This is a genomic window from Streptomyces sp. NPDC055400, assembly GCF_053644375.1.
This window is the reverse complement of sequence record NZ_JBSHLM010000013.1, coordinates 216575-238029: the sequence shown is the minus strand read 5'-3', so window position 1 is coordinate 238029 and position 21455 is coordinate 216575. Positions and strand designations below refer to the sequence as shown.

Genomic DNA, 21455 nt, shown 5'->3' with positions numbered 1-21455 from the left:
CGTACCCCTCGTGGGCACGGGATGCCCCATCCGCAGCCGGGCACGGCAGGCGCACCCCTCAACAGTAGGCCGCAGAAGGCTTCCAGGGGCAGCGGTCGACCACGGTTGCCCGAATGCGCCCCAGCCACCCGTATGCATCTGGTATGCGCTGAACGGGTGGCCTTCAACCGCTACTCCTCGGTCGGAAGCGCAGCGTCCGCCGCCGCCTCCGGCCCCTGTTCGAGCAGGACGGCGAACCCGTCCTCGTTCAGAACCGGAACCTTCAGCTGCATCGCCTTGTCGTACTTGGAGCCCGGGTTGTCCCCCACTACGACGAAGGAGGTCTTCTTGGAAACGGAGCCCGTCACCTTGGCCCCTCTGCTCTGCAGGGCATCTTTCGCGCCATCTCGGGTGTGGTGCTCGAGGGTGCCGGTGACGACGACCGTGAGGCCTTCGAGCGGGCGAGGGCCCTGGTCCTCGCCGGCGCCCTCCTCCTCCATACGGACTCCGGCGGCCCGCCACTTGCGCAGGATCTCGCGGTGCCAGTCCTCCGTGAACCACTGCTTGAGCGACGCGGCGATGATCGGCCCGACGCCGTCGGTGGCGGCGAGCTCCTCCTCGGTGGCCTGCTCGATGCGGTCGATGGAACGGAACTCGCGGGCGAGCGCCTCGGCGGCGACGGGGCCCACATGGCGGACGGACAGGCCGGTGATGATGCGGGCCAGGGGCCGCTCCTTGGCCGCCGCGATGTTCTCCAGCATGGACAGGGCGTTCTTGCGGGGCTCGCCCTGCTGGTTGGCGAAGACCGTGGCGATCTTCTCCTCGCCGGTCTTCGGGTCCCGCTTGGGCAGTCCGCTGTCCTGGTCGAGGACGTACGCCCTGATCGGCAGCAGCTGCTCGATGGTGAGGTCGAACAGGTCACCCTCGTCGCAGAGCGCCGGCTCGGACGGCTCCAGGGGCTTGGTGAGGGCGGCGGCCGCCACGTAGCCGAAGTTCTCGATGTCGAGGGACTTGCGGCCCGCGAGGTAGAAGAGGCGCTCGCGCAACTGGGCCGGGCAGGACCGGGCGTTCGGGCAGCGGAGGTCGATGTCGCCCTCCTTCATGGCCCGCAGCGGGGTGCCGCACTCGGGGCACGCGGCGGGCATCACGAACTCCCGTTCGCTGCCGTCGCGCAGGTCGGCGACGGGCCCGAGGATCTCGGGGATGACGTCGCCCGCCTTCCGCAGGACGACGGTGTCGCCGATGAGGACGCCCTTCTTCTTGACGACGTCCTGATTGTGCAGGGTCGCGAACTCGACCTCCGAGCCGGCCACGGTGACCGGTTCGACCTGCGCGTAGGGCGTGACGCGGCCGGTGCGGCCCACACCCACGCGGATGTTGACCAGCTTGGTGTTGACCTCCTCCGGCGGGTACTTCCAGGCGATGGCCCAGCGCGGCGCGCGCGAGGTGGAGCCGAGGCGGCCCTGGAGGGGGATCTCGTCGAGCTTGACGACGGCGCCGTCGATCTCGTGCTCGACGATGGAGTGGCGGTTCTCCCCGTAATGGGCGATGAACTCCCGTACGTCCTCGATGCTGCCGACCACCCTGTTGTGCCGGGCGGTGGGCAGGCCCCATTCGCGCAGCAGCTCGTAGGCCTGGGAGAGGCGGTCGATGTCGAAGCCCTCGCGGGCGCCGATGCCGTGCACGACCATGTGGAGCGGTCGGGTCGCGGTGACGCGGGGGTCCTTCTGGCGGAGCGAACCCGCCGCCGCGTTGCGGGGGTTGGCGAAGGGCTTGTCCCCGGCCTCGACCAGGCGTGCGTTGAGCTCCTCGAACCCCTCCATGGGGAAGAAGACTTCGCCGCGGATCTCCACGAGCGCCGGGACGCGGTCGCCCTTGAGGCGGTGGGGGATCTCGGCGATCGTGCGCACGTTGGGCGTGATGTCCTCGCCGGTGCGGCCGTCGCCGCGGGTGGCGGCGCGGGTGAGCCTGCCGTCCTCGTACGTGAGGTTGACCGCGAGGCCGTCGATCTTGAGCTCGCACAGGAAGTGGTAGTCGGACGTGCCGACGTCCCGGGCGATGCGGTCCGCCCAGGCGGCCAACTCGGCGTCGTCGAAGGCGTTGTCGAGGGAGAGCATGCGTTCGCGGTGCTCGACGGCCGTGAACGTCGTGGACACCGGCGCGTACGAGCCCGCGACCTTCTGGGTCGGCGAGTCGGGGGTGCGCAGCTCGGGGTACTGCTCCTCCAGCGCCTCCAGGGAGCGCAGGAGTTTGTCGAACTCGCCGTCGCTGATGACCGGCTGGTCCTTCACGTAGTACCTGAAGCGGTGCTCCTCGATCTGCTCGGCGAGCTGCGCGTGCTGCTCCCGTGCCGTCGTGGGCACCTCTGCGGGCTGTGCGTGCTGCTGTTCGCCGGCCACCGTCTCGTCCTCCCGTTTGTCCCTGTGCGGATCCCGAGCCGTCACTCTGGGTTGTCCGCGAGTGATCTCGCCGCCCGGACGCAGTGGGCGAGCGCGGCGCGCGCGTACGCGGGAGAGGCCCCCGCGAGACCGCACGACGGTGTGACCGTGACCGACTCCGCGAGGGAGCCGGGATTCAGCCCCAGCCTGCGCCACAGCGTCCTGACTCCCATGACGATATCGGCGGGGTCTGACAATGGGCTGTCCGTGCCCGGCACGACACCGGCGAAGAGCCGCGTTCCGGCTTCGACGGCCTCACCGATCGCGTCGTCGTCACGTTCGGTGAGCAGCGAGAAGTCGAAGGAGATCGCGTCGGCGCCCGCACGCCTCAGCAGGGCGAACGGGACGTCGGGGGCGCAGGAGTGCACGACGACGGGCCCGTCGTGGACCGAGACGACCTCGCGGAGCGTGCTCTCCACGAGCTGGCGGTCGACGGCGCGGTGGGTGCGGTATCCGCTGGCGGTCCTGACCTGGCCGCGCAGTACGGCGATGAGGGACGGCTCGTCGAGCTGGAGCACGATCTCGGCGCCGGGGACGCGGCGGCGCACGTCGTCGAGGTGGAGGCGCAGGCCCTCGGCGAGCGAGCCGGCGAGGTCGCGGCATGCGCCCTCGTCGGAGAGGGCGACCTCGCCGCCCCGCAGTTCCAGGGCGGCGGCGAGCGTCCAGGGGCCGACCGCCTGCACCTTCAACGGCCCTTGGTAGCCCTGCGTGAACTCCTCGAGCGCGTCCAGGTCCTCGCCCATCCAGGACCGGGCCCGCCGGGTGTCGCGGCCCGGCCGGTCCCCGAGCCGCCAGCCGCTGGGCTCCACGCGCGCGTACAGCTCGACGAGCAGTCCGGTGGTCCGGCCGATCATGTCGGCGCCGGGTCCGCGTGCGGGCAGTTCCGCCAGATACGGGAACTCCTCGACACTGCCGGTGACCGTCTTGGCCGCCTCGCGCGCGTCGCCACCGGGCATCGATCCGACACCGGTGGCGGGCCCCGGCCTGAACTTGCTGTTTTCGCTCACCCGCGAAGCGTACGTAACAGCGCCGGGGCCGGCTCAGGCGCCGGTGGACCTAGGCTCACAAGGCGCTAGCGGCCCGGGCGCACGGTGAGGTCGTTGACCTCGGCGTCGCGCGGCAGGTCGAGCGCCATGACGAGCGTCGTGGCGACCGACTCGGGGTCGATCCAGCGGGCGGCGTCGTACGGCTTGCCCTCCTGCTGGTGCACCTTGACCTGCATCGCGCTGGCCGTACGGCCCGGGTAGACCGACGTGACCCGCACGCCGTTGCCGTGCTCCTCCTGACGCAGGGAGTCGGCGAGCGCCTTCAGGCCGTGCTTGGAGGCGGCGTACGCGGACCAGTCGGCGTGCGCGCTGAGGCCCGCACCCGAGTTGACGAAGATCACGTGGCCGTGGGCGACGCGGAGCTGGGGCAGGAAGTGGCGGGTCAGTTCGGCGGGGGCGACCAGGTTCACGTTCAGCTGGTGGCGCCACGACTTGGGCGTGAGCTCGCCGACCGGGCCGAGGTCGACGACGCCCGCGATGTGCAGCAGCGAGTCCACCCGGTCCGGCAGCGACTGGTGCGAGAACGCCCAGGAGAGCTTGTCCGGGTCGGCGAGGTCGCCGACGAGGGTGGCCGCGCCGGGGAACTGGGCCGCGAGTTCCTTCGCGCGGGCCGCGTCGCGCGCGTGGAGGACGAGCTGGTCCCCGCGTGCGTGCAGACGGCGCGCCACGGCCGCGCCGATACCTGATCCGGCCCCGGTGATCACATGTGTTGCCATACGGGCCATGCTCGCATTAGAGCGTGCCGACTGTTTCCTCCAGATAGGCCAGCGCGCCGACGGGCTCCTCGGCGAAGAAGACGAGTTCGGTGAGCGGCAGCGGCAGGAACCCCTCCTCGTCCATGCGGCGGAACTGCTGCTTGAGGCCGTCGTAGAAGCCCGCCGAGTTCAGCAGGACGACCGGCTTGCTGTGCTTGCCGTGCTTCTTCAGCTCCAGGATCTCGGTGGCCTCGTCGAGCGTGCCCGTGCCGCCCACCATGATCACGACGGCGTCGGCCTTCTCCAGGAGCAGCGCCTTGCGTTCGGCCAGGTCGCGAGCGATGACCATCTCGTCGGCGTTCGCCCGCGCCCGGTCGGCGAGGAAGTCCACGGAGACGCCCACGAGGCGCCCTCCGGCCTCCTGCACACCGTCCGCGACGACCTTCATGAGACCGCTCTCCGAACCGCCCCACACGAGCGTGTGGCCGCCCTTGCCGAGCAGTTCGGCGAACTCACGGGCGGGTCGGGTGTAGCGGGCGGCGAGGTCGGCGGCGGAGAGGAAGACGCAGATGTTCATGCGTCCTACCGTACGGGGGGGGGAAGAACGGCGGCCTCGCCGGCGCTGTCCCAGGTATGGCTGATGGACACACGATCACGATCGAGCAGGGCACCGGTTCCGTACGCGTAGTCCACGGCGGGGTGGTGCTCGCGCAGAGCGCCCGCCCGCTGCTGCTGCGCGAGACGGGCTGTCCCGTGCGTTACTACATCCCGCCGGCGGACGTCCGCACGGACCTGCTGACCCCGTCCGACACACAGACGTACTGTCCCTTCAAGGGAACGGCGTCCTACTGGTCCCTGCCGGACGCCCCCGACCTGGTGTGGGCATACCCGGACCCGAAGCCGGACGTGGCCGAGATCAAGGACCACCTGTGCTTCTACGAGGTGGAATCCGTCTGACCGCGTGATGAGTTCCGCCGGGCGAGGGAGTCCTCACAGACATGGACAAGAAGACGAACTCTCCCGACGGCACGGCGATCGCGTACGAGCGCACTGGCGCGGGCCCGGCGGTCATCCTGGTGAGCGGCGCCCTGTCGGCGGGCTCGTCCATGGAGCCGCTGGCGGCCCGGCTGAGCGGCGCGCTCGGCGCCGTCCCGTACGACCGCAGGGGCCGCGGCGCGAGTGGTGACACGGCCCCGTACGCCGTCGCCCGCGAGGTGGAGGACATCGCGGCGCTCATCGACGCGGTGGGCGGCAGCGCGGCGCTGTACGGCATGTCCTCGGGCGCGGCATTGGCCCTGGAGGCGGCGGCGAGTGGGCTGCCGGTGACCCGAGTCGCCGTGTACGAACCCCCGTTCGCGGTCGAAGAAGGGGGCGGCAAGGAGCGCGCGGAGTACACGCGGCAGCTGTCCGAGCTCCTCGCCGAGGGCCGCAACGGGGACGCGGTGGAGCTGTTCATGTCGCTCACCGGCGCGCCCGCCGAGATGATCGCGGGCGCCCGGCGCTCGCCCCGGTGGCCGGACATGGAGGCGGTCGCGCCGACCCTGGCCTACGACAATGCCGCGATGGGTGACGGTCTGGTGCCACGGGAGCGGCTGGCCTCGATCACCGTTCCGGTGCTCGCCGTCGCGGGCGGCGCGAGCCCCGCGTGGTTGCGCGAGGCGGCGCGGGCGGTGGCCGGGGCGGTGCCCGACGGGACGTACCGCACGCTGGACGGCCAGACCCACGCGGTGGATCCGGACGCGCTCGGTCCGCTGCTCACCGACTTCTTCTCGGCGTAGGCCCGCGCACACCCCATAAGCGGCTAGGCAGCCGTCTTCGCGCGCGTGGTCGTCGCGATCGTCGCCGAGCCGACCACGCGCGTGCCGTCGTAGAGCACGATGGCCTGGCCGGGGGCGACGCCGCGTACGGGTTCGTCGAAGGTGACGGTCAGGGTGCCGTCGATCAGCTCCGCCGTCACCGGCGTCTCGTCGCCGTGGGCGCGCAGCTGTGCAGTGTACGTGCCCGGTCCCGAGGGAGCCGTGCCGCACCAGCGGGGCTTGACGGCGGTAAGGGCGGTGACGTCGAGGGAGCCGACGGGGCCGACCGTCACCGTGTTGTTCACCGGCGAGATGTCCAGGACGTAGCGCGGCTTGCCGTCGGGGGCCGGGGTGCCGATGCGCAAGCCCTTGCGCTGGCCGATCGTGAAGCCGTAGGCGCCCTCGTGCGTGCCGACCTTGCTGCCCGTCTCGTCGACGATGTCGCCCTCTGCCTTGCCCAGGCGTGACGCGAGGAAGCCCTGGGTGTCGCCGTCCGCGATGAAACAGATGTCGTGCGAGTCGGGCTTCTTGGCGACCGCGAGGCCGCGCCGCTCGGCCTCCGCGCGGATCTCGTCCTTCGTCGTGACCGTGTCGCCGAGGGGGAACAGGGCATGCGCGAGCTGGCGGTCGTCGAGCACTCCGAGGACGTACGACTGGTCCTTGGCCATGTCGGAGGCGCGGTGCAGCTCGCGGGTGCCGTCCGCGTGCTCGACCACCTTCGCGTAGTGGCCCGTGGCGACCGCGTCGAAGCCCAGGGCGAGCGCCTTGTCGAGGAGCGCGGCGAACTTGATCTTCTCGTTGCAGCGCAGGCACGGGTTCGGGGTGCGCCCCGCCTCGTACTCGGCGACGAAGTCGTCGACGACGTCCTCGCGAAAGCGCTCGGCGAGGTCCCAGACGTAGAAGGGGATGCCGATGACGTCGGCGGCCCTGCGGGCGTCACGGGAGTCCTCTACGGTGCAACAGCCGCGGGCTCCGGTGCGGAACGACTGCGGGTTCGCGGAGAGGGCGAGGTGGACGCCCGTCACGTCGTGACCCGCTTCCGCCGCGCGGGCGGCGGCGACGGCGGAGTCCACGCCGCCCGACATGGCGGCGAGGACGCGAAGGGGACGGGTGCTCTGCGGGGTCTGCGAAGTCATAGCTCTAACAGAGTACGGGGCCGCGGGAACCGAATCCCGCGAGTATCCGTTGTGGATCTCGTACGACGTGAACGGGGGCGGGTCGTGGGAGCACAGGGGAAGTCTCGGCAGAAGTCCGGGGGCCGCGCGAAGCGCGACGGTGACCGGGGGGTCAGCCGGCGGACGCTGCTGATCGGAGGCGCGGCGACAGCCTTCGGTGTGGGCCTGCTCGCCCGCAGCGACCTGGCGCACATGTGGTGGCAGATGCCCGGCATCGACAAGCCGCGCAAGGCCGGCGAGGTCGACTTCAGGGGCGCGGAGTGGGTGGCCGCGGCGGCGGCGAACTGGCGGCGGGCGGACCGCCCCGCCGACTACACCATCGACCGCGTGATCATCCATGTCACACAGGGCAGCTACCAGGGCACACTGAAGGTCTTCAAGGACCCGTGGCACGGGGCGGCCGCGCACTACGTGGTGCGCAAGGACGGGCACATAGCGCAGATGATCCGCGAGCTGGACGTGGCGTTCCACGCGGGGAACAAGGAATTCAACGAACGCAGTGTGGGGATCGAGCACGAGGGGTTCGTGGACCGTGCTGCCGACTTCACGGACGCCATGTACGCGTCCTCCGCGCGGCTCACCGCCAGGATATGCAGGCGCTACGGGATACCCGTCGACCGGCAGCACATCATCGGGCACGTCGAGGTGCCGGGCACGGACCACACCGATCCCGGCCCGCACTGGGACTGGGAGCGGTACATGGGCCTGGTGAAGCGCGCCCATGAAGAGGGGCGCACGGCCAAGGCGTAAGGCGCCCTGGCTCAGCCCGGCCGTCAACCGGCCCGGCCGTCAGCTCAGCCCGGCCGTCAACCGGCCCGGCCGTCAGCTCAGCCCGGCCGTCCTGGCGCGCTCCACCGCCGGTCCGATCGCGTCCGCCACCGCTGCCACGTCCGCCTCGGTCGACGTGTGGCCGAGGGAGAAGCGCAGGGTGCCGCGGGCCAGGTCCGGGTCCGTGCCGGTGGCCAGCAGTACGTGGCTGGGCTGCGCCACACCGGCCGTGCACGCGGAGCCGGTGGAGCACTCGATGCCCTGCGCGTCCAGGAGCAGCAGCAGGGAGTCGCCCTCGCACCCGGGGAAGGTGAAGTGGGCGTTGGCGGGCAGCCGGCCGCCGGGGGCCGGGTCGCCACCGAGGACCGCCTCGGGGACGGCCGCGCGCACGGCGCCGACCAGGTCGTCGCGCAGTCCGCCGATCTCGCGGGCGAACCGGTCACGCTGTTCGGCGGCGAGCCGTCCGGCGACGGCGAAGGCGGCGACGGCCGGCACGTCGAGGGTCCCGGAGCGCACATGCCGCTCCTGGCCGCCGCCGTGGAGCACGGGTACGGGGGTGTACTCGCGGCCCAGGAGGAGCGCCCCGATGCCGTACGGGCCGCCGATCTTGTGGCCGGAGACGGTCATCGCGGCGAGGCCGGACGCGGCGAAGTCGACGGGGATCTGACCGAAGGCCTGAACGGCGTCGGCGTGCAGCGGGACGCCGAACTCGGCGGCCACGTCGGCGAGTTCACGTACGGGCTGGATCGTGCCGATCTCGTTGTTCGCCCACATGACGGTGGCGAGGGCCACGTCGTCGGGGTTGCGGGCGATCGCCTCGCGCAGGGCGTCCGGGTGCACGCGCCCGTACGCGTCGACGGGCAGGTATTCGACGGTGGCGCCCTCGTGTTCGCCGAGCCAGTGCACGGCGTCGAGGACGGCGTGGTGTTCGACGGGGCTGGCGAGGACGCGGGTGCGGGCGGGGTCCGCGTCGCGGCGGGACCAGTACAGGCCCTTCACCGCGAGATTGTCGGCCTCGGTGCCGCCCGAGGTGAAGACGACCTCACTGGGGCGGGCGCCGAGGGATTCGGCGAGGGTCTCGCGGGACTCCTCGACGGTGCGTCGGGCGCGCCGGCCCGCTGCGTGCAGCGAGGACGCGTTGCCGGTGAGGGCGAGCTGGGCGGTCATCACCTCGACGGCCTCCAGGAGCATCGGAGTGGTCGCGGCGTGGTCGAGGTAAGCCATGGTGGGCTCGATTCTACGAGCCTCCGTCCCGGTGCTCCGCGCCGCGTGGGGTCCCGTCCCACGCAGAGCGCCAAAGGGGTCAGCCCGCGAGGCTCCAGGACAGCGTGTGGTCGGTCGCGACGAACGCCGCGAGGACCGCCAGGTCGGCGATTCCGAGCCCGAGTCCGAGCAGCGCACGGCCTCGGCGGGCGGTGCCGCGCATGAGGGCGAGGCCGGCGAGCACGATGGCGATCGGGCCGAGGAAGAGGTTGAGGACGAGCAGTCCGAGCAGCCCGAGGACGAACGAGGCGACGGCCATTCCGTCGGCGTCGCGCGCACCGGTGCGGGGCTGCTCCGCAGGGGCTGTCCCGGCCACGGCGTCGGTGTGGGTGCTGGTGCCGGTAGTGGTGTCAGCGGTGATGTTCATGGTGGTACCCCCTCTTGGTTCAGGCGAGATCAGGCGAGAACAGGCGTGATCAGGCTGATGGATCAGTGTTGGTGGCGTCGCCGGGCGGTCCGCTCGCGCACGGCGAAGACGACCAGCCAGATGCCGATGACGGCGGCGGCGACGAGGGTGACGGGAAGAGGCGCGTGGGCCACGGAGCCCAGCGCGACGCCCAGCAGAAGCAGGGCGGCTACGAGGAACAGCATGAGTGCCTCTCATGGTCGGGGCGGTGACGATTGGGATTACAACCGTTCACTGACTCTTGAGTCTAGCGCGCACACGGCTTCCGAATTACAGAGAACAAGTGTTAACTGCATGGCATGAGTCACACTCTCGGCATCCGGCAGGCCCAGAAGCAGAAGACCCGACAGGCGCTGCTCGACGCGGCGTTGGAGCTGCTCGAGGACCAGAGCCTGTCGAGCCTTGGGCTGCGCGAGGTCACCCGGGCCGTCGGGGTCGCGCCGACCGCGTTCTACCGGCACTTCGACTCGACGGCCGAGCTCGGCGTCGCGCTCGTCGAGGAGGCGCTCGGCAGCCTGCACGAGACGATCACCACGATGCTGACCACGACGGGCAGCAACGAGGAACGTCTGGGCCGGACCGTCGAGTTGATCGCCCGTCTGGTCCGCACGCACCCCTCCCACGTGCGCTTCATCGCGCGTGAGCGGCACGGCGGCGTCCAGCGCGTGCGGGACGCCGTCGGCGGGCAGCTCGCGCGGTTCGCCGAGGAGGTGGCCGAGGGTCTCGCCGCGGACCCGGTGTCCGCCGGCTGGAGCCAGGACGACCTGCGGATGCTGGCGTGGCACTACGTCGAGCACATGGTGATGACCGCGTCCGTCTTCCTGGAGACCCCGCCGGAGCGCATGGACGCGGCGATCGACGTCGCCACACGGCAGTTGCGCCTCGTCAACCTCGGCAGGGCGCACTGGCTGGACTGACCGCCGCCGACCACACAGGCCGCCACCCACCGGCGCCCAAGCCCCCCGCGCCCCCGGCCGGGGCAAGCCCTAGCCTGCAATGCATGACCGCCGACTGGAATCTCGACCGCTCCTACGCCAGTTCGTCCGGCGACGTCGCCTGGGCCGCGCTCGGCCCCGCGGACGCGCCGCCGGTCGTGCTCGTCCACGGCACGCCCTTCTCCTCGTACGTCTGGCGCGGCCCGGCCCGCGCGCTCGCCGCCCGGCATCGCGTCTACGTATGGGATCTGCCCGGGTACGGCGCCTCGGCGAAGCACGACGGGCAGGACGTCACCCTCGCCGCCCACGCCCGCGTCCTGACCGAGCTGCTCGGGCACTGGGGCCTGGACCGGCCCGGCGCCGAACCCGCCGTCGTCGCCCATGACTTCGGCGGCTGTGTCTCCTTGCGCGCCCGGCTGCTGCACGGCGCGCGCTACGAGCGGCTCGCGCTCGTCGACCCGGTGGCGCTCGCCCCCTGGGGCTCCCCCACGTACCGCCATCTCGGCGCGCACGCCAAGGTGTTCGCCCAGCTCCCGCCGGCCCTGCACGAAGCGCTCGTGCGCGAGTACCTCAGGTCGGCGAGCCACCAGGGCCTGCACCCGGACACCCTCGACCGGCTGGTCGCCCCCTGGTGCACGCCGGAGGGACAGCCCGCGTTCTACCGTCAGATCGAGCAGAACGACCAGCGCTTCACCGACGAGATCCAGGGCCGGTACGGGGAGTTGGTCCTGCCCGTGCTGATCTGCTGGGGCACCGATGACACCTGGATCCCGGTCGCGCGCGGGCACGAGCTGGCGAAGCTGATCCCCGGCGCCGAACTGCGGCTGATCGAGGGCGCGGGGCATCTCGTACAGGAAGACGCACCGGCCGAACTGACCGGCGCTGTCACGGAGTTCCTGTGGGCGGACCGCACACGGCACTGATCACGGCGCCGCAGCGGGCGGGTTCCGCACGGACCTCGGGCGGGCCCCGTTTCAGCTCAGCTTCGCGCGCGCGAGCTGCCGGGACTGGGCCACCAGGCGGTCCTCGCTGTCCCAGACCTCGGCGTCCTCCTCCAGGAAACCGCCCGCGAGATTGCGGGTGGTGATGGAGACGCGCAGGGGACCGGGGGCGGGGCGGCAGCGGACGTGGACGGTCAGTTCGACCGTCGGGACCCAGCCGGTCAGGCCCATCTCGAACGCGGTCGGCGGCAGCGCGTCCACCGCGAGGAGCAGGGAGAGCGGGTCCGCGTCACGCCCGTCCGCGAGGCCGAACCAGGCCCGCATCTCGCCCTTGCCGGAGGGCGAACCGACCGCCCAGCCGAGCGTGGCCGGGTCGAGCTTGAGGGCGAGCCGCTCGGTGATGGCGGAGCTGCCCTTGATCGGCGTGGTGCCGTCCTGCGCGCCGAAGCACTGCTCGACCGGCGGGAGGTGCGGGGGCTTCGCGGTGGTACGGATGTCGTCCGGGAGCGCGTCGAGGTCACCGTAGGAGGCGAGGACGCGGATCCGCTCGACCTCGGCGCCCTCGTCGTCGTACTGGAAGAGGGAGGCCTGACCGGTGGAGAGGGTGCGGCCGGTGCGTACGACATCGGTCCTGATCACGGCGGGGCCGGGCCGGGACGCGGTCAGGTAGTGCGCGGAGATGGTGAACGGGTCGCTGTGCGGCAGCGCGTCGCCGAGGGCGCGGCCGAGCACGGCGAGCAGGTAGCCGCCGTTGACGGCGCTGATGATCGTCCAGCCGGCCGAGAGGTCGATGTCGTACACGCCGGGCTCGCGCCGGGTGACCGCGGTGTCGCGGTCGAACTCGCTGTCGCCGATGACCGCCTGCGCGGCGGACGATACCTGTGCCATGCAGGTACGGTACAACAGGAAACTACTAAGCGGTAGCTTTTGCGTCGAAGTACACAACAGCCCGGCTCAGGGCGTCTCCTCCTGCGCTTCCGTCGCCGACGACCTGCGGTGCCAGGCCCGCGGCGCCCGCCAGTGGTAGCGCATCGCGAGCAGCCGCAGCACGAACGCCGTGATGACCGCGGCGCCGCTGCTGAACGCGGACAGCGCGTCGAAGCGGATGCACAGGACGATGATCGTCGAGCCGACTATCGCCGGTACCGCGTACAGGTCGCGGTCCCAGCGGACCAGGGACGGGACCTCGTTGGCGATGATGTCGCGCAGCACACCGCCACCCACGGCGGTCGCGAGGCCGAGCACCGCGGAGGACGTGAGCCCGAGCCCGTAGTCGTACGCCTTGACCGTGCCGGTGACGCAGAACAGGCCGAGGCCCGCCGCGTCGAAGATGTTCACCGCGACCTGGGTGCGCTCCACCTCCGGGTGCAGGAAGAACACGAGGCCGGCGGCGAACAGCGGGGTCAGGAAGTACCCGAGGTCGGCGAACGCGGCCGGCGGGACGGCGCCGATGATCAGGTCGCGGAACAGCCCCCCGCCCAGCGCGGTGACCTCGGCGAGAACGGCGATGCCGAAGACATCGAAGTTCTTGCGGACCGCGAGGAGGGCGCCGGAGATCGCGAAGACGAAGATCCCGACGAGGTCCAGCCAATGCTGGACGGAGGGGGTGAAGAGTTCCAGAAGCACCCGACATTCTTACCTGTGTGACGTGCGGCGTCACACGAACGCCCTCCCGACAAGCGGACTACGGCAAGCGAACGGACCTTCCCTTACCGAAAGCGTGACCAAGCCGCTCACGGCTCGTTGATATGACTGGCGCGACAGCGGCAATGCACGGAGGCCACCTGTCACGCCGAACGGGAGAGTGCCGTCAATCGCTCCCCGGACTCGGATCCGGGGCCTGACCGTCGTAGGTATCCAGGCCCATGATTGACCAGCCCGAGTCATCACTGCGAAGCAAGGTGACTTCGATGACTACGTTTCATACAGGTGAGCAGACCCACCCTGCCGTGCTTCCTCAGCGGCAGGCTCTGGAACCCACGGCAGCAGACACCCCTGGGGGCAGGGACGAAACGGGCCGCAGGCGCATCACAGCTCAGCGTGATGCAGCCGGTATGGAACATGGGCGAGGGGAGTCCGTACGTACATCACCTGTCTGCGTACGGCGACACCCCGAACCGGTCGCTGACACGGCCGTTGAGGGAGTATCCGCTGCCCGTGAGGACAGCAACCCGGCCAACTTGGGCAAAGTGGGCAGGGGAACGCAAATGGTGGCCGTGCTCGACAAGCACGGCCACCCGCTCATGCCGTGTCATCCCGCACGCGCACGAAAGCTGCTGGACACCGGACGTGCGGTGGTGGGGCGGCATGCGCCGTTTGTCATCCGACTCAAGGACCGCACTGTCGCGGGGTCCGAAGTCGTGGGCGTCGCCATACGGATCGATCCCGGAAGCCGCGGCACCGGCATCGCCGTAACCGACGATGTGGGCGGCATTGCCACGGACGTCACGACCAGCCGTCGAGGTCTGTACTCCCTGGAGCTGCAACATCGAGGCGCACAAATCCGAAAGAGCATGCAACAGCGGGCAAACCACCGACGCAGGAGGCGCACAGCGAATCTCAGGTACCGCACACCGCGTTTCGACAACCGGGCGCGACCTAAAGGCTGGCTCACGCCGTCCCTACGTCACCGAGTGGACTCAACAGTCAGTACCGTCACTCGCTTGACGCGATGGTTTCCTGTCACCGAACTCCACGTCGAACAGGTCACGTTCGACATCCACGCCCTGAGCCTCGGCCAGGAAACGCTGGAGAACGGGCAGTACCAACAGGGAACTCTCAAGGGGTACGAGACACGTCAGTATCTACTGGAGAAATGGAATCGTACGTGCGCGTATTGCGGAGGAACCGCCATCCCGCTGCAGATCGACCACATCCGTCCTCGTGCACGCGGCGGCACCGACCGGATCAGCAACCTGACGCTCGCCTGCACCTCCTGCAACCAGGCAAAGGCTGCCCGACCTGTCGAAGAATTCTTGGCGCGCAAGCCGGCCCGATTGGCACGTGTCCTCAGTCTCGCCTCGGTACCGCTCAAGGACGCGGCAGCCATGAACGCCACACGACGCCAGCTGTGGAACCGACTGTGTCGCCTGGGTTTGCCCATGCACGCCTGGTCCGGAGGCCGCACCAAGTACAACCGCACCACCCACGGGCTCGCGAAATCACACACTCTGGACGCACTCAGCGTCGGCGAGATCCCGGAGGCGGGCCGATTGGTGCGTCACCCGACTACGGTGCTGGTCGCCGAGGCCACCGGGCGCGGCTGTTACGCACGTACACGCACCGACAAGTACGGATTCCCTCGCCTGTACCTCCCTCGCCGCAAGGAGCATCGCGGATTCGTCACGGGCGACTTGGTGCGCGCGACAATTCCGAGAGGGAAATACTTCGGGACCCACACCGGAAGGGTCGCCGTGCGAGGTTCCGGCCAGTTCAACATCCGCACCAGCCAAGGACTCCTCCAGGGGATCCATCACCGCTACGTCAGCCGACTCCAACGATCCGACGGATACGGATACATCGTCAGGAACGAGAAGGCCAAAGACTGACGTGATCCGAAGGGTATCGGGAACCTCAGCTTCCCTCACCCTTCGGACCACGGTCTCTATGAAGGTGCGCTTCTTACTTGTCGGTTAGGTCAGTTTGGTCGGTTGACTCCTGTGCGTCTTCCGGCTCAGCTGCATCGTCAGATGGCTGTGCGCCATGCTCCTCACCGGCTACGTCGGGAGACTCGGCCTGCTCCACCGTCTCAGTAGACCCGTCCGTCCGCGCCAGCGACAGCACCTCGATCGCCTCCTTGGCGACCGCGAGCAGCTTGGTGTCGTCCGGGGCCTGGTCCTCGGCGTTCTCCGGGTGGTGGCAGGCCACTTGGCGCCCTGGGGCGAGCTGGAGCAGCGGCGGTTCGGCCGTCTTGCAGATCTCCGTCGCCTTCCAGCACCGCGTGTGGAAGCGGCAGCCGCTCGGCGGCGAGATCGGCGAGGGAACGTCTCCCTTGAGCAGGATCCGCTCGCTCTTGGCGCCCCGGCGCTTGGGGTCCGGCACCGGCACGGCCGACATCAGGGCCTTGGTGTACGGGTGCATCGGCGCCTCGTACAGCGAGGTGCGGTCGGCGAGTTCGACGATCTTGCCGAGGTACATCACCGCGATGCGGTCCGAGACATGGCGGACGACGGAGAGGTCGTGCGCGATGATCACGTACGTCAGGCCGAGCTCGGACTGCAGGTCGTCCATGAGGTTGACGACCTGCGCCTGGATCGACACGTCGAGCGCGGAGACCGGCTCGTCCGCCACGACCAGCTTCGGCTTGAGCGCGAGCGCGCGGGCGATGCCGATGCGCTGGCGCTGGCCGCCGGAGAACTCGTGCGGGTAGCGGTTGAAGTGCTCGGGGCTGAGGCCCACCAGCTCCAGGAGGCGCTGGACCTCCTTCTTCACCCCGCCCTCGGGCTCCACGCCCTGGAGCCGGAACGGCGCCGAGACGATCGAGCCGATGGTGTGCCGGGGGTTCAGGGAGCCGTACGGGTCCTGGAAGATCATCTGGATGTCCCGGCGCAGCGGGCGCATGCCCCCCGTGCCGAGGCGCGTGATGTCCTGGCCCTCGAACTCGATCTTGCCGGCGGTGGGTTCGATCAGCTTCGTGATGACCCGGCCCATGGTCGACTTGCCGCAGCCGGACTCGCCGACGACGCCCAGGGTCTCGCCCTTGCGGACCTCGAAGTCGATCCCGTCGACGGCCTTCACCGCGGCGACCTGCCGCTGGAGGATCCCCTTCTTGATCGGGAAGTGCTTGACCAGGCCCTCGACCTTGAGCAGCACCTCCCGGTCCTCGGGGGACGCCGCCTGCGCGGGAACCGTGGCCGCCTTGGTGGCCGCCCCGGTGTCGGCCTTCTTCGGCTTCTTCGTCTCGCTCACGGGCTCACTCACAGCTTCGGCGCAATCTCTTCGGTCCAGATCCGCGTACGGTCCTCCGGGCTGAGGTGGCAGGCGGAGAAGTGGTCGCTGCCGACCTCGTGCAGCTCGGGCCGCTGGGTGCAGGTGATGCCGCCCTTGGGCAGGTCCGCGTAGGGGCAGCGCGGGTGGAAGGCGCAGCCCGAGGGGACGTTGATGAGGGACGGCGGCTGGCCCTTGACGGGGATGAGCCGCTCGGTCTGCTCACGGTCGATGCGCGGCATCGAGCCGAGCAGGCCCCAGGTGTACGGGTGCTGCGGCTCGGCGAAGATCTTGTCGACGGGACCGCGCTCGACGCAGCGACCGCCGTACATGACCAGGACCTGGTCGGCGATCTCGGCGACGACACCCAGGTCGTGGGTGATGAGGACGACCGCGGACTCGAACTCCTTCTGCAGATCCCTGATCAGGTCGAGGATCTGCGCCTGGACGGTGACGTCGAGGGCGGTGGTCGGCTCGTCCGCGATGAGCAGCTGCGGGTTGTTCGCCAGCGACATCGCGATCATCGCGCGCTGGCGCATACCGCCGGAGAACTCGTGCGGGTAGCTGTCGACGCGCTTGGCCGGCTCGGGGATGCCCACGCGGTCCAGCAGTTCGACGGCCCGCTTGCGCGCGACCTTCTTGGTCACGTCGTTGTGGACGCGGTACCCCTCCACGATCTGGTTGCCGACCGTGTAGTACGGGTGCATCGCGGACAGCGGGTCCTGGAAGATCATCGCCATGTCGCGGCCGCGGAGCCGTCGGACGTCGTCCGGGGCGGCCCCGATCAGCTCCTTGCCGTCGAGCCAGATCTCGCCGGACATCTGCACGTTCTTGCCGCGCGCGCCGAGCCGGTGCAGGCCCATGATCGCCAGCGAGGTCACGGACTTGCCGGACCCGGACTCGCCCACGATGGACAGGGTCTGGCCCTTGTCCAGCTTGAAGCTGAGCCCGTCGACGGACTTGACCACGCCGTCGTCGGTCGGGAAGTGCACCTTGAGGTCGCGCACTTCGAGGAACGCGGTCGGGGGCGCGGCCGGGCCCGCGGCCACCGGCTCGCCCACGGCGGCACCGGTTTTGGACAGTTCGGTCACGAGAGCCTCACCCGCGGGTCGGCGGCGGCATAGAGAAGGTCCACCAGGAGATTGCAGAAGACGACGAAGAACGCGGCGAGCAGGGTCACGCCGAGGACCTTGGGCAGGTCGTTGTCGGTGATGCCCTGTACCGCGTACTCACCGATGCCGTGCAGCGAGAACACGTTCTCGGTGATCACGGCGCCGCCGAGCAGCAGACCGACGTCCATGCCGAACACAGTGACGATCGGGGTGAGTGCGGCGCGCAGGCCGTGCCGGCCCACCACCGTGCGCTCGCGCAGCCCCTTGGCACGCGCGGTGCGGATGAAGTCCTCGTTCATCGTCTCCAGCATGCCCGAGCGGGTCAGCCGGGCGTAGATGGCGGAGTACAGCAGAGCGAGTGAACACCAGGCCGGGAACAGGGTGTTGGCCCACTGGGCCGGATTTTCCGTGAGCGGTACGTACGTTCGCCCGAAGATCGGAATCTGGTAGGTGAAGACGAGCAGCGCCAGCTGGCCCGTGAAGAAGATGGGCAGCGAGACACCGGCCAGGGCGACGCCCATGAAGGCACGGTCGAAGAACGATCCGGGCTTGAGTGCCGAGATCACACCCACCGTGACGCCGGACAGCAGCCAGATGACGGCGGCGCCCGCGGCCAGGGACAGGGTGATGGGCAGCCGGTCGGTCAGCTCGGGCCACACCGCGACGTGGTTCTTGAAGGAGTAGCCGAAGCACGGCGCGTTGCAGTGGACCGTGGTGGGGCCGAGGTCGTAGGTGGAGCCCGCGAAGATCCCCTTGATGAAGTGCCAGTACTGGATGTAGACGGGTTCGTCCAGGCCGAGGTTGTGCTTGACCGCTGCGATGTCCGCGGCCGAGGGACTCTTGCCGATGTACTGCTGCGCGAGCTGGTCGGCGGTCTGGCCGGCGAGACGTGGCAGCAGGAAAAAGATGCCAAAGGTGACCGCGGTGACGACCAGCAACAGGATCACTGCCGCGATCAACCGGCGGATGATGTACGAGATCACGGGGACCGGCGCTGGTGCCCGCGGACCGTGCGGCCCGCGGGCACCAATGCCTTCACCTGCCTTCCGGGGCTGCTACTTCTTCGTGGTGCCGATGTTGAGGTAGTCGTACTGCCCGCTGAAGGCGGCCGTGGACACCAGGTTGGTGGCGTACGGCGAGCGGTACAGCAGGACCTTGAAGTAGGTCAGCGGGACGAGCGCCGCGTCCTCCATGGCCTGCTTGTCGATCTGCGCGTACAGCTTGTTGCGCGTGGCCTCGTCGGGCGCCCCGATGGCCTCGGCGAGCATCGAGTCGACCTTCTTGTCGTCGAGCTCCGACAGGGCGGTGTTGCCGGACTCGCCGACCGCCTTGCTGTTCAGGATCTGCTGCAGGAAGCCGTAGCCCGACGGCCAGTCGGCGCCCCACTGCATCATCATGATGCCGACCTTGTTCTTCTGGTTGAACTTCGGGACACCGGCGTAGTCGGTGAAGTACTTGCCCGACGGGTACTGCTTCAGGCTGGCGTTGATGCCGACCTTCTTCAGCGACTCGATGAGCGCCTGGGCACCGGAGACTTCCTCGTCACGGTCGCTGCGCGCCGTGATCGTGGTGTTGATCGTCTTCTCGCCGCAGGCCTTCAGGGCGTCCTTGGCCTTGGCCACGTCACCCTTGTTGCCGCTGGTGGCGTAGACGTCTTCCTTGGCGTAGCCCGTGATGTCCGGGGGCAGGACCGTGGTGGCGACGTCACCGCGGATGGGGCCGCCCTGAGCGGTCTGCACCGAGACCTTGTCGATCGCGTACTCGACGGCCTTGCGGCAGTCGACGTTCGTGAACGGCTTCAGCTTGGTGTTGATCGCCGCGTAGACGAGACGGCCGCCGAAGGCGTTGTCCGTGTTCGCCATCTTCGACTTGTCGTTGACCAGCTGCGCCTGCGTCTGGGTGTCGACGCCCTTGCCCTGCAGGTCGATCAGCGTGTCGCCGGACTCCAGGTCCTTGTCGATCGTCTGCTGGTTGACCTTCAGGTTCACGACGATCTTGTCCGGGTACTGCTTGCGCAGCGGGTCGGACTTCGGGTCGAAGTTCTTGTTGCGGACCAGGACGGCCTGCTTGCCCTCCTGGTAGCTCTGGAACTGGTACGAGCCCGAGGAGACGATGTGCTTGACGTAGTCGATGCCGTCGTCCTTGGCCTGCGGCACCGGCGCGGTCTGCGGCGTGGCGACCAGGTAGTCGAACTCCTGGAAGGCCTGGTTCAGGTGGAAGACGATGGTGGTGTCGTCCGGCGTCTCGATGGACTTGAGGCCCTCGGCGCTCTTGTCCTTGTACGGCCCCTTGTACTTGTCGCCGCCCTTGAGGAACTGCTGGAAGTAGTTCGGGCCGAGGGAGAGCACGTCACGCGCGAAGTTCGAGCGCTCGACGGCGTACTTGACGTCCTTGGACGTGATCGGCGAGCCGTCCTGGTACTTCAGACCCTTGCGGATCGTGTACGTCCAGGTCTTGCCGCCGTCCGACTGCTTGCCGGGCGCCGAGGCGAGGTCGGGGACGAGCGTGTTGCCCTTCTCCCCCGCGTCGGGCTTGAACGTCATCAGCGGGCGGGCGTACAGCCGGCTGAAGTTGTACATGTAGGCGTAGTACGTGTTGCCCGGGTCGAACGAGTCGGGGACGTCCGACATCGCGTAGGTGACCGTGCCGCCCTTCTTCGTCGAGGCGTTGACGACATCCTTCGTGGCGGCGTTCGCACCGGCCGACTTGTTGCCGCCGTCCGAGCCGTCGTCGGCCTTGCTGCAGCCGGCGAGCAACAGGCTCACGCTGCCGATGGCCGCAACAGCGGCAAGTGATGACCTTCGCATGATGGTCGGAATCCCCTCCATTGTCGGAAACTTGTGGAGCTCTCTGTGCGGCCGGACTCAGCGACTGCGCGGGTCGAGAGCGTCGCGGAGACCGTCACCGAGCAGGTTGAACGCCAGCACGGTGACGAAGATGGCGAGGCCCGGCACGATCATGTACTGCGGATCGACCTGGAAGTAGTCGACGGCCTGGTTGAGCATGCCGCCCCAGGAGGCCTGCGGCGGCTGGATGCCCACGCCGAGGAAGCTGAGCGACGCCTCGAAGATGATGTTCGTCGGGATCAGCAGGGTCGAGTAGACGATGATCGGCGCGACCAGGTTGGGCATCAGTTCCCGGAACAGGATGTACGGGCCTCGGGCGCCCATCCCGCGGGCCGCGTCCACGAACTCCCGCTCGCGCAGCGCCAGGGTCTGGCCGCGCACGATACGGCCCAGATAGGGCCAGTTGAAGAAGCCGATCACGAAGATCAGCACGCAGATGTGCAGCGGCAGCCCGTTCAGGCCGAACGCTCCGCCCTGGAGGGTCGCGGAGATCGAGATCGCGAACAGCAGCAGGGGGAACGCCAGGAAGGTGTCCATCATGCGGCTGATGACTGAGTCGACCCGGCCGCCGTAGTACCCGGCGACGACGCCGAGGACCGCCCCGATGACGTTCGACAGGACGGTCGCGCCGAAGGCGACGACGAGGGAGACCCAGGAGCCTTCGAGGATGCGCGCGAGGATGTCGCGGCCGAACTTCGGCTCCACGCCCAGGGGGTGGTCCCCGCTCATACCGCCGAGACCGCCCTTGGGGAGCGAGCTGGTGGGGTCGATCAGGTCCTGGTGGAACGTGTTCGGGTCGAGGCCGAAGAGATGCTGGAGGGGGCGCGCCAGGGCGGCTATGAGGATCAGCAGGATGACGACGACGCCGCCGGCGACGGCGATCTTGTCCCTCTTGAAGCGGTTCCAGGCGATACGCCCGAGGGAGCGCCCCTCGATCTGCTGCCCCTTGGTGCCGGCGAGCACAGCCTCGGGCTGCACCTCGGCCTGGGCCCCAGTGGTCTCGATCGGTGCGGTCACGGTGTGGTTGACCCCTCTCGGCCGACGGTGGCCGGCCCACGCCCGCCGCTGTAGCGGCTTGATCCTGTTTCACACGCTGGACAGTCCGGGGGCATGGCCTCGTAGTTGACCG

General features: G+C 69.4%; 21 protein-coding genes. 6 read left to right on the top strand and 15 right to left on the bottom strand.

Translation table 11 applies throughout. The features are described from left to right. Window positions 1–170: 170 nt before the first annotated feature. The 4 genes from ligA to ACWIGU_RS31285 all read right to left on the bottom strand — a co-directional run bounded on the left by ligA (window position 171) and on the right by ACWIGU_RS31285 (window position 4735). Window positions 171–2378 (bottom strand): NAD-dependent DNA ligase LigA, encoded by a 2208-nt coding sequence (ligA, locus tag ACWIGU_RS31300; RefSeq protein ID WP_454405036.1) that lies wholly within the window; start codon window positions 2376–2378, stop codon window positions 171–173. A 41-nt stretch (window positions 2379–2419) separates the two neighbouring features. Further along, window positions 2420–3424 (bottom strand): methionine synthase, encoded by a 1005-nt coding sequence (locus ACWIGU_RS31295; RefSeq protein WP_454405035.1) that lies wholly within the window; start codon window positions 3422–3424, stop codon window positions 2420–2422. Window positions 3425–3489: 65 nt separating this feature from the next. After that, complete coding sequence (locus ACWIGU_RS31290; protein WP_454405034.1) at window positions 3490–4188, bottom strand: SDR family oxidoreductase; 699 nt, start codon at window positions 4186–4188, stop codon at window positions 3490–3492. 7 nt (window positions 4189–4195) lie between these two features. Next, window positions 4196–4735: an LOG family protein gene (locus ACWIGU_RS31285; RefSeq protein ID WP_454405033.1), complete on the bottom strand. Its 540-nt coding sequence runs from the start codon at window positions 4733–4735 to the stop codon at window positions 4196–4198. Between the two features lie 56 nt (window positions 4736–4791). Here ACWIGU_RS31285 and ACWIGU_RS31280 point away from each other — a divergent pair, with 56 nt between their 5' ends. Together ACWIGU_RS31280 and ACWIGU_RS31275 are read left to right on the top strand one after the other, a co-directional pair. Further along, complete coding sequence (locus ACWIGU_RS31280; RefSeq protein WP_356285871.1) at window positions 4792–5115, top strand: DUF427 domain-containing protein; 324 nt, start codon at window positions 4792–4794, stop codon at window positions 5113–5115. A 41-nt stretch (window positions 5116–5156) separates the two neighbouring features. After that, window positions 5157–5936: an alpha/beta fold hydrolase gene (locus tag ACWIGU_RS31275; protein ID WP_454405032.1), complete on the top strand. Its 780-nt coding sequence runs from the start codon at window positions 5157–5159 to the stop codon at window positions 5934–5936. A 23-nt stretch (window positions 5937–5959) separates the two neighbouring features. Here the strand turns inward: ACWIGU_RS31275 and mnmA are convergent, their stop codons facing one another. Next, the gene (gene mnmA / locus ACWIGU_RS31270; RefSeq protein WP_356285877.1) at window positions 5960–7090 is read right to left on the bottom strand and encodes a tRNA 2-thiouridine(34) synthase MnmA; all 1131 of its coding nucleotides are present in this window, start codon (window positions 7088–7090) and stop codon (window positions 5960–5962) included. Window positions 7091–7174: 84 nt separating this feature from the next. On the opposite strand from mnmA, the gene ACWIGU_RS31265 reads away from it, so the two are divergent. Then, window positions 7175–7879 carry an N-acetylmuramoyl-L-alanine amidase gene (locus ACWIGU_RS31265; protein ID WP_454405031.1) on the top strand — a complete coding sequence of 235 codons (705 nt, stop codon included), beginning with the start codon at window positions 7175–7177 and terminating at the stop codon, window positions 7877–7879. Between the two features lie 72 nt (window positions 7880–7951). Here ACWIGU_RS31265 and ACWIGU_RS31260 read toward each other — a convergent pair whose 3' ends face one another. The 3 genes from ACWIGU_RS31260 to ACWIGU_RS31250 form a co-directional block, all read right to left on the bottom strand. Next, window positions 7952–9121: a cysteine desulfurase family protein gene (locus ACWIGU_RS31260; RefSeq protein WP_454405030.1), complete on the bottom strand. Its 1170-nt coding sequence runs from the start codon at window positions 9119–9121 to the stop codon at window positions 7952–7954. 79 nt (window positions 9122–9200) lie between these two features. Next, window positions 9201–9527 (bottom strand): DUF4190 domain-containing protein, encoded by a 327-nt coding sequence (locus ACWIGU_RS31255; RefSeq protein ID WP_454405029.1) that lies wholly within the window; start codon window positions 9525–9527, stop codon window positions 9201–9203. Between the two features lie 62 nt (window positions 9528–9589). After that, window positions 9590–9751, bottom strand: coding sequence for a hypothetical protein (locus ACWIGU_RS31250; protein ID WP_165914619.1), 162 nt, complete (start codon window positions 9749–9751; stop codon window positions 9590–9592). A gap of 114 nt (window positions 9752–9865) precedes the next feature. On the opposite strand from ACWIGU_RS31250, the gene ACWIGU_RS31245 reads away from it, so the two are divergent. After that, a complete protein-coding gene (locus ACWIGU_RS31245; protein ID WP_454405028.1) occupies window positions 9866–10483 on the top strand; it encodes a TetR family transcriptional regulator in 618 nt (205 codons plus the stop codon). 83 nt (window positions 10484–10566) lie between these two features. After that, window positions 10567–11424, top strand: a complete 858-nt coding sequence (locus tag ACWIGU_RS31240; protein WP_454405027.1) for an alpha/beta fold hydrolase — start codon at window positions 10567–10569, stop codon at window positions 11422–11424. Window positions 11425–11475: 51 nt separating this feature from the next. Here ACWIGU_RS31240 and ACWIGU_RS31235 read toward each other — a convergent pair whose 3' ends face one another. Further along, window positions 11476–12330, bottom strand: coding sequence for a thioesterase family protein (locus ACWIGU_RS31235; protein WP_454405026.1), 855 nt, complete (start codon window positions 12328–12330; stop codon window positions 11476–11478). 66 nt (window positions 12331–12396) lie between these two features. Then, on the bottom strand, window positions 12397–13068 hold the full coding sequence (locus ACWIGU_RS31230; RefSeq protein WP_454405025.1) for a trimeric intracellular cation channel family protein: 672 nt from the start codon (window positions 13066–13068) through the stop codon (window positions 12397–12399). A gap of 581 nt (window positions 13069–13649) precedes the next feature. On the opposite strand from ACWIGU_RS31230, the gene iscB reads away from it, so the two are divergent. Further along, entirely contained in the window at window positions 13650–14990 is a 1341-nt protein-coding gene (gene iscB / locus ACWIGU_RS31225; RefSeq protein WP_454405024.1) for an RNA-guided endonuclease IscB, read from the top strand. 73 nt (window positions 14991–15063) lie between these two features. Here iscB and ACWIGU_RS31220 read toward each other — a convergent pair whose 3' ends face one another. The 5 genes from ACWIGU_RS31220 to ACWIGU_RS31200 all read right to left on the bottom strand — a co-directional run bounded on the left by ACWIGU_RS31220 (window position 15064) and on the right by ACWIGU_RS31200 (window position 21343). Continuing rightward, window positions 15064–16350, bottom strand: a complete 1287-nt coding sequence (locus ACWIGU_RS31220; RefSeq protein WP_454405023.1) for an ABC transporter ATP-binding protein — start codon at window positions 16348–16350, stop codon at window positions 15064–15066. Window positions 16351–16358: 8 nt separating this feature from the next. Then, window positions 16359–17459: an ABC transporter ATP-binding protein gene (locus ACWIGU_RS31215; RefSeq protein ID WP_454405022.1), complete on the bottom strand. Its 1101-nt coding sequence runs from the start codon at window positions 17457–17459 to the stop codon at window positions 16359–16361. Next, window positions 17456–18463: an ABC transporter permease gene (locus ACWIGU_RS31210; RefSeq protein WP_383986225.1), complete on the bottom strand. Its 1008-nt coding sequence runs from the start codon at window positions 18461–18463 to the stop codon at window positions 17456–17458. Before ACWIGU_RS31210 ends, ACWIGU_RS31215 begins: the two co-directional genes overlap by 4 nt. A 72-nt stretch (window positions 18464–18535) precedes the next feature. Continuing rightward, window positions 18536–20287, bottom strand: coding sequence for an ABC transporter substrate-binding protein (locus ACWIGU_RS31205; protein ID WP_454405021.1), 1752 nt, complete (start codon window positions 20285–20287; stop codon window positions 18536–18538). A 57-nt stretch (window positions 20288–20344) separates the two neighbouring features. Then, the gene (locus ACWIGU_RS31200; RefSeq protein WP_356288624.1) at window positions 20345–21343 is read right to left on the bottom strand and encodes an ABC transporter permease; all 999 of its coding nucleotides are present in this window, start codon (window positions 21341–21343) and stop codon (window positions 20345–20347) included. Window positions 21344–21455 lie beyond the last annotated feature (112 nt).

Coding starts and splice junctions, on each gene's coding strand:
- ACWIGU_RS31290 (WP_454405034.1), bottom strand. CDS start 4,188: ATGGCCCGTATGGCAACACATGTGATCACCGGGGCCGGATCAGGTATC.
- ACWIGU_RS31285 (WP_454405033.1), bottom strand. CDS start 4,735: ATGAACATCTGCGTCTTCCTCTCCGCCGCCGACCTCGCCGCCCGCTAC.
- ACWIGU_RS31280 (WP_356285871.1), top strand. CDS start 4,792: ATGGCTGATGGACACACGATCACGATCGAGCAGGGCACCGGTTCCGTA.
- ACWIGU_RS31275 (WP_454405032.1), top strand. CDS start 5,157: ATGGACAAGAAGACGAACTCTCCCGACGGCACGGCGATCGCGTACGAG.
- mnmA (WP_356285877.1), bottom strand. CDS start 7,090: ATGACTTCGCAGACCCCGCAGAGCACCCGTCCCCTTCGCGTCCTCGCC.
- ACWIGU_RS31260 (WP_454405030.1), bottom strand. CDS start 9,121: ATGGCTTACCTCGACCACGCCGCGACCACTCCGATGCTCCTGGAGGCC.
- ACWIGU_RS31255 (WP_454405029.1), bottom strand. CDS start 9,527: ATGAACATCACCGCTGACACCACTACCGGCACCAGCACCCACACCGAC.
- ACWIGU_RS31250 (WP_165914619.1), bottom strand. CDS start 9,751: ATGCTGTTCCTCGTAGCCGCCCTGCTTCTGCTGGGCGTCGCGCTGGGC.
- ACWIGU_RS31245 (WP_454405028.1), top strand. CDS start 9,866: ATGAGTCACACTCTCGGCATCCGGCAGGCCCAGAAGCAGAAGACCCGA.
- ACWIGU_RS31240 (WP_454405027.1), top strand. CDS start 10,567: ATGACCGCCGACTGGAATCTCGACCGCTCCTACGCCAGTTCGTCCGGC.
- ACWIGU_RS31235 (WP_454405026.1), bottom strand. CDS start 12,330: ATGGCACAGGTATCGTCCGCCGCGCAGGCGGTCATCGGCGACAGCGAG.
- iscB (WP_454405024.1), top strand. CDS start 13,650: ATGGTGGCCGTGCTCGACAAGCACGGCCACCCGCTCATGCCGTGTCAT.
- ACWIGU_RS31205 (WP_454405021.1), bottom strand. CDS start 20,287: ATGCGAAGGTCATCACTTGCCGCTGTTGCGGCCATCGGCAGCGTGAGC.